This window comes from Flintibacter porci (assembly GCF_041925195.1).
GTDB classification, from domain to species: Bacteria; Bacillota; Clostridia; order Oscillospirales; family Oscillospiraceae; genus Lawsonibacter; species Lawsonibacter porci.
The window spans coordinates 191,955-204,321 of the sequence record NZ_JBHEVB010000001.1 but is presented as its reverse complement, the minus strand read 5'-3'; the positions used below and the strand labels follow the sequence as shown (position 1 = coordinate 204,321).

Sequence of the window (12,367 nt, the reverse complement as noted above, 5' to 3'; positions counted from 1 at the left end):
ATGGTTGCGATTCAACAACAGCAAGGAGGTCTGTGTTTTGATCGAAGTGCGTGATCTGGTCAAACAGTACGGAAATCGCCTGGCGGTGGATCACCTCAGCTTTACCGTGCCGGACGGCCAGATTTTTGGCTTTCTGGGGCCAAACGGCGCGGGCAAATCCACTACCATGAACCTGATGACCGGCTATCTGGGTCCCACCTCCGGGGAGATCCTGGTGGATGGGTTCAGTGTGACCAAGGAGCCGGAGAAGGCCAAGCGGTGTATCGGCTATCTGCCCGAGCTGCCCCCCCTCTATATGGATATGACGGTGGACGAGTATTTACGCTTCGCCGCCCAGCTGAAAAAGGTGCCTAAGAGTGAGCGGGAGGCTCAGGTGGACCGGGTGGCCGAGATGACCGGGGTGGACCAGGTGCTGGGCCGCCTCATCCGCAACCTGTCCAAGGGCTACCGCCAGCGTGTAGGCTTAGCCCAGGCGCTGCTGGGCTTCCCCAAGGTGCTCATTCTGGATGAGCCCACCGTGGGCCTGGACCCCAAGCAGATTTTGGAGATGCGTACCCTCATCCGCCAGCTGGCCCAGGAGCATACCGTCATCCTCAGCTCCCACATCCTATCTGAGGTGCAGGAGGTGTGCGACCACCTGCTCATCATCCACCACGGCAAGAAGGTAGCCGCCGGCGAACCGGCTGAGCTGGAGCGCTCCCTGTCCGGCAACCCCGCCCTGGAAGTGGTGGTCCGGGGAGAAGGGGAGTTGGTTCAGTCCCAGCTGGCCCTGCTGCCCGGAATTACCGCCCTGACCCAGCATGACTGCCTGGAGGCAGACTGCTGCGCCTTCCGTCTGGAGAGCGCCGCCGGGGCCGACCTGCGGGAGGCCGTGTTCCAGACCTGTGCCCGCCAGGGGCTCCCACTGCTGGAGCTGCGCCGGGACACCCTGACCCTGGAAGATATCTTCCTAAAACTCACCTCGGATGATGTGGAGGAGGAGCAAGGGAAAGAAAAGGAGGCAGCCCAATGACAGCCATCTATAAGCGGGAGCTGAGCTCCTATTTCAATTCCATGATTGGCTATGTCTTTGTGGCGGTGCTGATCTTCTTTACCGGCATCTATTTTATGGCCTACAACCTCTATAACGGCCTGCCCCAGTTTTCCTATACCCTGTACAGCCTCATGAGCATCCTGCTCATCACCATCCCCATTCTGACCATGAAGTCCATGGCGGAGGAGCGCCACAGCCGCACCGACCAGCTGCTGCTCACTTCCCCCGTCACCCTCACCGGAGTGGTGCTGGGCAAGTACTTTGCCATGGTTACGGTGTTTCTCATCCCCGTGGCCCTGATGGCCTTCTGCCCGCTGATCATCGCCATGAACGGGGAGGCCCGGCTGCTGTCCGACTATGCGGCGCTCTTTGCTTTTTTCCTCATGGGCTGCGTATTTCTAGCCATTGGCATGTTCCTCTCCTCTCTCACCGAGAGCCAGATCATCTCCGCGGTGAGCACCTTTGCCGTGCTGCTCATTCTGTACCTGTGGGACGATCTCACCGGGTTTCTGCCCTCTGCCCTGGGTGACCTGCTGTCTGCCTTCTCCTTCACTCAGACCTTCTATAACTTTGTGCAGTACAGCATGTTTGACCTGGGTGGCGTGGTGCTCTACCTGTCTTTGGCGGGGCTGTTCGTATTCCTCACCATTCAGGGGCTTCAGAAGCGCCGCTGGTCTTAACGGGAGGTGGAAAGAATGAAAAACAAAGCAAAAATTTCCCGCTCCCTGCGCCAGGGAGGCTATCTGGCGGGCGTGACCGCCGGTGTCCTGGCGGTGGTAGTTCTGGTGAACCTGATGATGGGGCAGCTGCCCTCCAACTGGAAGGAATTTGACCTGACCGACAACAGCCTCTATGAGATCACCGACACGTCCAAGGACTTCCTGTCCGGCCTCAGCCAGGACGTCCAGATCGTGGTGCTGGCGGAGGATGGAACCACCGACGCCCGCATTGAAAAGTTCCTGGACCGGTATGTGGCCCTGTCCTCCCACCTGTCTCTGAGCTACGTGGACCCGGTGGCCCACCCTCAGCAGGCCAGCCAGTATGACGCGGACAGCGACAGCGTGGTAGTGCTGTGCGAGGAGACCGGCAAGTCCCGGGACATTCCCTTCTCTGATATTATCACATCCACCTATACCAGCTACTTCTCCATGACCGAGAGCACCTTCGATGCCGAGGGCCAGCTCACCTCTGCGGTGGACTATGTCACCAGCGACGCCAACCACACGGTCTATACCGTCACCGGCCACGGGGAGGAAGATCTGTCCGACCCCATTGTCTCCGCCATTGAAAAGGCCAACCTGAATCTGGAGAGCGTCAGCCCCGCCCTGGAGGGCGGCGTGCCGGAGGACTGTGACGTGCTGGTGGTCAACGCCCCCTCCACCGACCTGTCCGAGAGTGAGCGCACCCTGCTGGAGGAGTATCTGACCGGCGGCGGCCACATGGTATTCCTGCCCGGCGATACCCTCACCTCCCTGCCCAACTGGGAGGGTTTGCTGGAGAGCAGAGGCTTGAAGCTGGTGGACGGCTACATCGCCGATCCGGGCAGCTACTATCCTCAGCGGGGCTCCGCCTTTGCCATCTGCGGTGTGCTGTCCACTTACAGCCCCGTTACCGACGGCTGTGACAGCGACTCTCTGACCCTGTTTACCAACTCCCGTGGCTTTGAGGCGCTGGATCCCGGCACCGACGAGGACTGGACCATCACCACCTTCCTGTCCACCACCGGCCAGGGTTTGGCGGTGACCGAGGACGACCAGCAGACCCAGGGAACCTACATTCTGGGTGCAGTGGCCGATGGCTCTGACGGCGGACGGCTCACCGTGTTCGGCAGTTCCTCTCTGCTCAACGGCCAGATCATCTCCCAGAATCCCAGCCTGGTCAACCAGACCCTGTTTATGAATGCCCTCACCGCCACCTTTGACGATGCCAGCACCATGTCCATCCCCTCCAAGAGCCTGGAGACCACCTACAACACCATCCAGAACCCCGGGCTTTGGAGCACAACCTACCTGATCATCCTGCCGGTGGGTATCCTGGTGTGCGGATTCGTGTTCTGGATGAAACGGAGGAAACTATGACCAAGCAAAGCAAGACCCTCATTGCCCTGGCGGCCGTGGTGGTAGTGTGCGCGGCTGGCTACGTTGGGCTGCGCACCTGGAACCAGAGCCAGAGTGAGGTGGACGAAACCGTCTACATCACCCAGCTCAGCGATCCCACCGCCCTGACCTTTACCAATCAGTACGGCACCTACTCCTTCACCAAGGGGGAGGAGGGCTGGACCCGGGACGACGACAGCGACTTCCCCACCGATCAGGATGCCCTGGACGACCTGGCGGGCCAGGCGGGCAAGCTGGCTGCGGTGCGGACCATCTCCGACCCGGAGGACCTAGCCTCCTACGGCCTGGATGCCCCCACCATGGAGGTAAATCTCACCGATGAGGATGGGACCCAGGTGAAGCTGCTCATCGGCAGCACCGCGGACAGCGGCGACTACTACGCCAAGGTGGATGGGAGCGACACCGTCTACACCATTGCCAGCACCCTGCCCACCGCCCTGGATATCCAGGTAGACGAGCTCATCGCCCTGGCCGAATTCCCCAGCATCAGCGAGGACAACATCCAGTCTGTTACCTGGACCAGCGGGGAGAGTACCGTCACCCTGGTGAAGGAAGAGACCGAGAGTGAGCCTGCCGAGGACTCCAGCTCTGACTCCAGCGCGGATACCAGTTCCGATTCCAGCGAGGAGGAGACCACCATCGTCTGGAAAGTGGATGGCCAGACCGTGTCTGAGGACAACACTACCTTCATCAGTCTCATGGCTCAGCTGTCTGAGTTGGCCTTCTCCGACTGCTATGACTACCACAAACAGGCCCAGACCCGCACCGACTGTGGCCTGGATACCCCCGTTGGGGTGCTCACCGTGGTGTACACCGACGGCGACGAGGAAAAGACCATGACTCTCACTCTGGGCGCCCTGGCCGAGGGCGGCGACAGCTATTATGCCATGCTGGATGACGACCCCATCATCTACCTCATTCCCTCCAACGAGATCGGTTCCCTGTTTTCCATGACCGTGGATAATCTCACGGCGGTGGAGGAGACCGAGGAGGAGACCGACGCGGAGAGCGGCACGGAAACCGAGACGGACACTCAGAGCGACATGACAACCGATTAAAATCGATTAAATATGAAAACGCCAGACCGGAATGTCCGGTCTGGCGTTTCATTTTATCAGGATTCCGTGGGGATGAGACCCTCAAAGACCTCGTCGTCGGGGTCGGTAAAGACCTTCTGGAAGGTCTCGCCGCTCATTACCTCATGAGCCAGCAGATACTGGGCGGTAAGCTCCAGCTGGCTGCGGTGCCGGGAGAGGATGTCCTCACAGCGGCGGTAGGCGGTGTCCACAATGGACTTGACCTCCTCGTCGATAAGGCCGGCAACTTCCTCGGAGTAGCTGCGGGACTGGGCCATAGTGCGTCCAATGAACACCTCGTTGCTCTCGCTGGTGTAGGCGATGGTGCCCAGCTTCTCGCTCATGCCGTACTTGGTGACCATGTTCCGGGCGATGGAGGAGGCCTTCTGGATGTCGCTGGAGGCGCCGGTGGAGATATCCCCCAGCACCAGCTGCTCGGCCACCCGGCCGCCCAGGCACACGGCAATGTGCTCCTCCAGCTCCCGGCGGGACATGTAGGAGCGGTCCTCCTGGGGCAGGGAGATGGTCATGCCGCCCGCCCCGCCACGGGGAATGATGGTGATTTGGTGCACCGGGTCCTGGGTCTCCAGCTCGTGAATGACCACAGCGTGACCGGCCTCATGGTAGGCGGTAAGACGCTTGGCGTGGGGCGTGACCACCCGGCTCTTCTTCTCCGGGCCGGCGATCACCTTCATCATGGCCTCGTGGAGGTCGGCCATAGAGATGAACCGCTGTCCGCCTCGGGCAGCCAGCAGGGCCGCCTCGTTTAAGAGGTTTTCCAGGTCGGCGCCGGTAAATCCGGCGGTGGCCTTGGCGATGTCGCTGAGGGACACATCCTCAGCCAGAGGTTTTTTGCGGGCGTGGACCTTCAGGATCTCCTCCCGGCCCTTGATGTCGGGCAGACCCACATAGATCTGCCGGTCAAACCGGCCGGGACGCAGCAGGGCGGGATCCAGGATATCCTGGCGGTTGGTGGCCGCCATGACGATAACGCCCTCGTTGCTGGAAAAGCCGTCCATCTCCACCAGCAGCTGGTTCAGAGTCTGCTCCCGCTCGTCGTGGCCGCCGCCCAGGCCTGCGCCGCGCTGACGGCCCACTGCGTCAATCTCGTCGATGAACACGATGGCCGGGGCTTCCTTCTTGGCCTGGTCAAAGAGGTCGCGGACACGGCTGGCGCCCACGCCTACATACAGCTCCACAAAGTCGGAGCCCGAGATAGACAGGAAGTGGACTCCGGCCTCGCCCGCCACCGCCTTGGCGATGAGGGTCTTACCGGTGCCCGGAGGGCCAACCAGCAGCACGCCCTTGGGGATGCGTGCACCCAGGGCGGTGAAGCGCTGGGGGTCCCGGAGGAACTCCACGATCTCCTGCAGCTCCTCCTTCTCCTCGTCGGCGCCCGCCACATCGTTGAAGGTGACCTTCTTGCCCTGGTCGGCCAGGGTGCGGGTGCGGGCGTGGCCGAAGCGGTTGGGACCGGGGCCGCCGCCACCGCCGCTGGCGGCGCTTTGACGCAGAAAGAGCATGTAGGCAAGCCCCGCCATCACCAGGATGACCAGCAGGTAGGGCAGATACTGATACCACCAGGAGCCCTGCACGCCCATGGGATAGTCATAGTCCTCAATGATTCCCTCGGAGCGCTGCTGGTCGATGAGCTCATGCAGGTCGTTGTAAAAGACATAGAAATTGGACAGCTCGTAGGTAACGGTGGAGGTGTCGTCGCCCTCTCCACGTACCGTCATGGTGAGCACGTTGTCCTTTACGGAGAAGTTTTTCACCTTCTCCTGCTCAAACAGGGTGCGGATCTGGCTGTAGGAGGGATCGTCGGCCCGGTTCATCTGCTGCAGGGTGTTCACCGCAAAGAGGGTGAGCAGCAAAAGCAGCAGGTACAGGGCCAGATCCCTTGGGCTAAAGCGCTTCAAGGGACTCACTTCCTTTCCGGCGGATGGGGCTGGCGGTCCGCCAACCGGCACACCCCATGGGGCTGGATTCCGCCGCTGCGAATTTCAAAGGGGCTCAGCCCCCGTAGACTTCGGGTTTCAGGATGCCGATATAGGGCAGATTGCGGTAGTGCTCGGCGTAGTCCAGGCCGTAGCCCACCACGAAGGCGTCGGGGATGGTAAAGCCGGAGTAGTGGACCTCCACAGGCTTGACCCGGCGCTCGGGCTTGTCCAGCAGGGTGCACAGACGGATGGAGGCAGGCTTGCGCTGCTCCAGCAGCTTGAGCAGGTAGCTCAGGGTGTTGCCCGAGTCCAGAATGTCCTCCACCACCAGGATGTGCTTGCCGGAGATATCCCCGGACAGGTCCTTGGTGATCTGAACCTGGCCGGTGGAGGAGGTGCCGCTTCCGTAGGAGGAGACGGACATAAAGTCGATGGTGCAGGGCAGGTCGATGCGGCGGCACAGGTCGGCCATGAACACGAAGGAGCCCCGCAGCACGCTGATCAGGACGATCTCCTTGCCGGCGTAGTCTCGGGTAATCTCCTGGGCGATCTGGTCCACACGCTCCTCCAGCTGCTGCTGGGAAAACAGGACTTCCTGGATGTCTTTCTCTAACATAGTTTTCTTCCTTCCTCACAATACAGTAGAGTAGCATATTCCCCTGGGGAAAGGGGGCGGAATCTGACGCCTAATGGGCCAGATAGTCCGGGGTAACAAAGGTGATGTGCCAGCTGAGCTGTCCCTTCTGGGGCACGAAGTCCCGGTGGGGGCCCAGCAGGGCCACAGCGGCGGCGGTGCCGCCTGCGTCCACCACAGGGACGGCGTCCCGGCAGCAGGCGGGGATCTTTTGGTCGATCATCCACTTTTTAACGCTTTTTTCGTGCCGCCCGGGTGGGGCCAGCACATCCCCGGTGCGCCGGGGGCGCAGGGTGGGCATGGGAGCCGCTTCCTGGGCCAGCCAGCAGTCCAGGGGGGACTGCCGCTCTCCCTGGTAGGTGCCGGGGAGACAGCGCACGGTCCAGTCTCCGGCCCGGGTCTCTCCCGCCAGGTTCAGATCCCTGGGGGACAGGGGAGTGGGGGCAGAGCGGGAGAGCACCAGCTCTCCGTAGCGGCGCCGGGCGGTGAGTCCGCCGGGCAGATCCAGCCGGGCGGAGGGATCGCTCCCCCGGCAAAGGTTCAGCAGCCCCTCCAAATGGGGGGCCGCGCAGTTGTCATTGCCTGCCGTCATGGAGCCGATGAGCATCCGGGCGCCCCGAATGGCCACGCTCTGGGGCTGGTCAGCAAGGGCAGCGGCAGGGAGAATCAGGTCCTCCCCCTCCCACCGGGCGCTCTCCACCGCCTGGGCGGCCAGGGAAGAGAGGTAGTCCTCATCTTCCCGCAGGTGGGCGCAGGTCTGGCTGATGCGGGAGAGAAACCCGGGAAACAGGTCCTCCAGGACCGGCAGCACCTGGTGGCGCAGCCGGTTGCGGGCGTAGGCGTCGTCCCGGTTGGTGGCGTCCTCACGCCAAGGGAGACCGCGGTAGCGCAGGTAGTTCTCGATCTCCTCCCGGGAGGTGGTGAGCAGGGGACGGATGAGATTGCCCCGCTTGGGGGGCATCCCGGCCAGGCCACGCAGACCGCTGCCCCGTCCTAAGTGGAGCAGCACCGTCTCGGCGTTGTCACTGGCGTTATGGGCGGTGGCGATGAGATTCGCCCCCACCTCTTGAGCGGCAGTTTGGAGAAAGGCGTAGCGCATCTGCCGGGCGGTCTCCTCCAGGCCTTGGCGCAGCCGGGCCGCTTCTCCGGCCACGTCGCCGCCGCCGGTGATGAGCCTCACCCCGGGCAGTTCCTTCCCGGAACCTTCCGGGGTGTAGAGCCGCTCGGCGGGACAGCACAGCCGGACAAATTCTTCCACAAATTTGGCGTCCTGTGTGGATTCTGCACCCCGCAGGCGGTGATCATAATGGGCGGCCACCAGGGTGAAGTCCAGCTCCCGCCGCAGGCAGTAGAGCCGATGAAGCAGGTATACCGAGTCCGCCCCTCCGGACACAGCACACAGCACCGTGCTGCCGGGGGGGATGAGGCGGTGTTCCTGGATCAGTTGTTCCATACGGTCGCTCATAACCACTCCAAAAGGGAAAAATTAGGCTTACTCCTCGTGCTGCCACTCCATGTTGCTGAAGGTGGTGAACTCGGGCAGCCATTGCAGCTCCACGGTGCGGGTCTCGCCGTGGCGGTTTTTGGCGATGATACACTCGGCCAAATTGGGGTTGGGGGTGTCCTTGTCGTAATAGCCCTCCCGGTAGAGGAACATGACGATGTCGGCGTCCTGCTCGATGGCGCCCGACTCACGCAGGTCGGAGAGCATGGGCCGCTTGTCGCTGCGGCTCTCGTTGGCACGGGAGAGCTGGCTGAGGCAGAGAACGGGGACGTTCAATTCCTTGGCCATGATCTTCAGAGCGCGGGAGATGTCGGAGACCACCTGCTGGCGGTTTTCTCCGGAATACTGCTTTCCGCCGGCGGACTGCATCAGCTGGAGGTAATCGATGATGACCAATCCCAGGTTGTCCACCCGACGGCACTTGGCGTTGATGTCGGCCACGCTGACCGAGGAGTCATCGTCAATGAGGATCATGGAGCGGTTGAGAGAGTCGGCGGCCACCGCCACCTTCTCCCAGTCCTCCTCGGTGAGCTTACCGGTGACCAGCTTTTTGTTGTCTACAAAGCACTCGCTGGAGATGAGGCGGAGAGCCAACTGCTCCCGGCTCATTTCCAAGGAGAAAAAGGCCACGTTCTTTCCCGACCGCTTGCCCGCCTCCAGCAGGATGTTCAAAGCCATGGAGGTCTTGCCCATACCGGGACGGGCGGCCAGGAGAATGAGGTCGGATTTATTGAGGCCCGAGATGGCCCGGTCCAAATCGGTAAGGCCGGTGGACAGGCCGGGGATGGCGCTGTCGCTCTCGGCCAGCTCGGTGAGACGGTCGTATACATCCAGCAGCACCGACGAGATGGGGGTCAGACCCCGGGCGGCCCGGCCCTGGCGGATGGCGTAGATGCGCTGCTCGGCGGCCTCCAGGATGTCCTGGCCGGTGTCGGTGCCCTGCTGAATGAGGGCGGTGAGCTCGCCTGCCGTCTCTGCCACCCGGCGCAGCAGGGTCTTGTCCTTGATGATGCCGATGTATTCCTTTACATTGGCGGCGGTAGGGGTGGTGTCCATGAGCTGGAGCAGATACCCCCGGGAGTTATTTTCGTCATAGACCCCGTTTTGCTTCATGTTCTCCAGCACCGTCACCGGGTCGATGGTGAGGGAGTAGTTGAACATGGAGTAGATGGTCTCGTAGATGTCCCGGTTCTGCCGTAGGTAGAAGTCGTCGGGGCGCAGCTGGTCAATAACCTCGGGGACGCAGCGGGGGTCGATGAGCATGGAGCCCAACACTGCCTGCTCCGCCTCCACACTGTGGGGCAGCTGCTTTAATAACAGTTGTTCATCGTCCAGCGCCATGTCATCGGCCTCCTTTCTGTGGTGTTTCGTTTCAATGGGTTATCGCGGCGGGAGAGGGCAATCAGGCCTCCACCACCATCACGTTGACGGTGCCCACGATCTCATAGCCCAGCTTGGCCTTGATCTTGTAGCCGCCGCAGGCCTTGATGGGCTCGTCCAGCACCAGCTTGGTCTTGGCAATGTTCAGGCCGTGCTGCTGAGCCAGGCACTCAGAGATCTCCTTGGCGGTGACGGCGCCGAACAGACGTCCGCCCTCGCCGGCCTTGGCGGCCACCTTCACGGTGAGGCTCTCCAGCTTCTTGGACAGAGCCTCGGCCTCCGCCTTCTCGGCAGCCTGCTGGGCCTTGCGGGCCTTCTCCTGCTGCTTCATGGTGTTCAGGTTCTCGGCGGTGGCGATGACCGCCAGCTTCTTGGGAAGCAGGAAGTTGCGGGCGTAACCGTCGGATACGTCCACCAGCTGGCCCTTCTTGCCCTGGCCCTTCACGTCCTGCTGCAAAATCACTTTCATGGTAAATTTCCTCGCTTTCTTGATTTTAAACCAAATGGGTATGGAATCAGCCGAAACCGGCTGGGGTTGGTGGGGTCAGCCCTCCAGGTACTGGTCGATGGCGTGAGACAACTCGGTGGCCACCTGAGAGAGAGACTTACCGGAAATCTGGCCGCCGGCCGCCGCGGCATTGCCGCCGCCGCCCAGCTTCTCCAGAATGACCTGTACGTTGGTATCTCCCATGGAGCGGGCAGAGATAATGACCCGCTCGCCGTCGGGGTAGAGGACAAAGGAGGTGTCAATGCCGATGATGTTCAAAAGCTCGTCAGCGGCCTGAGCGGCCACGATACGGCCCACGGTGTGGTCCACCACGGCAATGGCGATCTTCTCCCGGTAGAGTTTGGCGTTTTGAATGATAGCGTACTTGGCGATGGTGCCCTCCAGGTCGTTCTGGAAGAGCTTTTTTACCTCCGCGGTGTCGGCGCCCGCCCGGCGCAGGAAGGCGGCGGCCTCAAAGGTGCGCCCGCCGGTGCGCATGGTGAAGTTCTTGGTGTCCAGCACGATACCGGCCAGCAGGGCCTCGGCCTCCGCCCGGGTGAGATCGGTGGGGTCGGCGATGTACTGCAATAGCTCGGTGACCAGCTCACTGGCGGAGGAGGCATAGGGCTCGTGGTAGTTGAGGGCGGCACCCTCAATATAGGTGGCGGCCCGGCGGTGGTGGTCGATGACGGCCACCCGGTTGCAGGACTGCACCAGGTCCAGGGACTGAACCTGCTCAGGGCGGTTGGTGTCCACCACCACCACCAGAGAGCGGTTGTCCGCCAGCAGGAGCGCCTCCTGGGCGGAGAGGAAGCAGTCCTGATACTCCTCCAGATGGGCCAGCTTGTCCATCAGCACCTTGGCCGGGGGAGAGCCTGCCTCCCGGATGATGTGGGCGGGAACGCCTTTCTTCCGGGCGATGGCGCACACGCCGGCGGCGGCACCCATGCAGTCGTTATCGGGGGACTTGTGGCCCATGATAAACACCTGGGAGGAGTCGGCCACCAGGGCGGACAGGGCGTTGGCCATGACCCGGCTTTTTACCTTGGTGCGCTTTTCCGTCTCCTTGGAGCGGCCGCCGTAGAACTCGAAGGTGAACTGGTTGCGTACCACCGCCTGGTCGCCGCCACGGGACAGAGCCATCTCAATGGACAGGTTGGCAAACTGCATCAGCTCCTGGAAGGAGCCGCCGTCCTTGCCCACGCCGATGGAGAAGGTGGCGGCGATGCCGCTGGGGTTGGAAACCTGGCGAATGGTGTCCAGAATGTCAAACTTCTTTTCGATAAACCGGGCCAGATACTGCTCCTCAAAGATGTAGTAGTACCGGTCCCGCTCCACCCGGCGGAGCATGCCGTGGGTGTCGGCCACCCAGGCGTCCAGACGGGCGTTGATCTCGGAGTAGATGGCGGAGCGCTCGTTCTCCGTCAGGTTTTTCATCAGGTCCTCGTAGTTGTCCAGCAGCAGCACCGCCATCACCGGGCGGGAGGCCAGATACTTGTCCCGGGTCTCACACAGCTCGGTGATGTCCACCCAGTAGGTGGTGGCCAGGAAGCCGCCGCCCTTGTCGCCGGTGCGCACCAGGTGGCCGTAGACCACAAACCGGCGGCCGCAGAAGCTCACATGGTCGGGACACTCGTTTTTGCCCTCCAGCAGCCACCGGGTGTCAAAGCCGGGGACGACGGAGGAGAGCTTGGCGTCGAAGAGGTGCTCCCGGTCGCCGGTGAGACGCAGGAAGCGGTCGTTGGTCCAGATGATATCGTCGCTCTCCGGACGGAAGATCACCATGGGCAGGGGGGAGTTGACCATGGTATCCTTTGTGGCCACATCCACGTTGCCGGTGATATTTTCAATGTACTTGGTGATCTCCCGGCGGCGCTTGTGGCCGCTGGTGCGGGTGTACAGCCCCAGGATCAGCACCACCACAGCTTCCAGCACCGCCAGAGGAATGGAAAACAGGGCGGAGGCCAGGGCAAACAGGATCAGGATCACAAAATACAGCTGCACACTGGGCTGGAGAAGCTTGGATATTTTTCGGTTCAAGAGAGAAAGCCTCCCTTCTGCAAGAATCACAAAATCAGAACTAAATTATATCAGATTGCCGGAGGAATTACAACCAAAACCAACGTGGAAACTGCCGGTGGGAGCAGTGCGGGGAGAAATGGAAGCGGGAGCACGGCAAAAAAATCCTGCCCCCCT

The 12,367-nt window shown here is 61.9% G+C and carries 10 protein-coding genes; 4 read left to right on the top strand and 6 right to left on the bottom strand.

Annotated features, from left to right (window positions below; all coding sequences use genetic code 11):
* Positions 1 to 37: 37 nt before the first annotated feature.
* Genes ACEVJL_RS00930 through ACEVJL_RS00915 form a run of 4 tightly spaced genes read left to right on the top strand, consistent with a single transcriptional unit; the run spans position 38 to position 4,208 of the window.
* Positions 38 to 1,012: an ABC transporter ATP-binding protein gene (locus ACEVJL_RS00930; RefSeq protein ID WP_425475189.1), complete on the top strand. Its 975-nt coding sequence runs from the start codon at positions 38 to 40 to the stop codon at positions 1,010 to 1,012.
* Positions 1,009 to 1,713 carry an ABC transporter permease gene (locus ACEVJL_RS00925; RefSeq protein ID WP_040649676.1) on the top strand — a complete coding sequence of 235 codons (705 nt, stop codon included), beginning with the start codon at positions 1,009 to 1,011 and terminating at the stop codon, positions 1,711 to 1,713. Before ACEVJL_RS00930 ends, ACEVJL_RS00925 begins: the two co-directional genes overlap by 4 nt.
* A 15-nt stretch (positions 1,714 to 1,728) precedes the next feature.
* On the top strand, positions 1,729 to 3,111 hold the full coding sequence (locus ACEVJL_RS00920; protein ID WP_374736594.1) for a DUF7088 domain-containing protein: 1,383 nt from the start codon (positions 1,729 to 1,731) through the stop codon (positions 3,109 to 3,111).
* The gene (locus ACEVJL_RS00915; RefSeq protein WP_374736593.1) at positions 3,108 to 4,208 is read left to right on the top strand and encodes a DUF4340 domain-containing protein; all 1,101 of its coding nucleotides are present in this window, start codon (positions 3,108 to 3,110) and stop codon (positions 4,206 to 4,208) included. Before ACEVJL_RS00920 ends, ACEVJL_RS00915 begins: the two co-directional genes overlap by 4 nt.
* A 56-nt stretch (positions 4,209 to 4,264) precedes the next feature.
* Here ACEVJL_RS00915 and ftsH read toward each other — a convergent pair whose 3' ends face one another.
* The 6 genes from ftsH to ACEVJL_RS00885 all read right to left on the bottom strand — a co-directional run bounded on the left by ftsH (position 4,265) and on the right by ACEVJL_RS00885 (position 12,211).
* Complete coding sequence (gene ftsH / locus ACEVJL_RS00910) at positions 4,265 to 6,145, bottom strand: ATP-dependent zinc metalloprotease FtsH (protein WP_374736592.1); 1,881 nt, start codon at positions 6,143 to 6,145, stop codon at positions 4,265 to 4,267.
* Between the two features lie 94 nt (positions 6,146 to 6,239).
* Positions 6,240 to 6,782: a hypoxanthine phosphoribosyltransferase gene (hpt, locus tag ACEVJL_RS00905; protein ID WP_008981222.1), complete on the bottom strand. Its 543-nt coding sequence runs from the start codon at positions 6,780 to 6,782 to the stop codon at positions 6,240 to 6,242.
* Between the two features lie 70 nt (positions 6,783 to 6,852).
* Positions 6,853 to 8,253, bottom strand: a complete 1,401-nt coding sequence (tilS, locus tag ACEVJL_RS00900; protein ID WP_374736591.1) for a tRNA lysidine(34) synthetase TilS — start codon at positions 8,251 to 8,253, stop codon at positions 6,853 to 6,855.
* Between the two features lie 39 nt (positions 8,254 to 8,292).
* Positions 8,293 to 9,645: a replicative DNA helicase gene (gene dnaB / locus ACEVJL_RS00895; protein WP_008981224.1), complete on the bottom strand. Its 1,353-nt coding sequence runs from the start codon at positions 9,643 to 9,645 to the stop codon at positions 8,293 to 8,295.
* A 61-nt stretch (positions 9,646 to 9,706) separates the two neighbouring features.
* On the bottom strand, positions 9,707 to 10,153 hold the full coding sequence (rplI, locus tag ACEVJL_RS00890; protein WP_008981225.1) for a 50S ribosomal protein L9: 447 nt from the start codon (positions 10,151 to 10,153) through the stop codon (positions 9,707 to 9,709).
* Between the two features lie 75 nt (positions 10,154 to 10,228).
* Positions 10,229 to 12,211 carry a DHH family phosphoesterase gene (locus ACEVJL_RS00885; RefSeq protein WP_235397713.1) on the bottom strand — a complete coding sequence of 661 codons (1,983 nt, stop codon included), beginning with the start codon at positions 12,209 to 12,211 and terminating at the stop codon, positions 10,229 to 10,231.
* Positions 12,212 to 12,367: the final 156 nt, after the last annotated feature.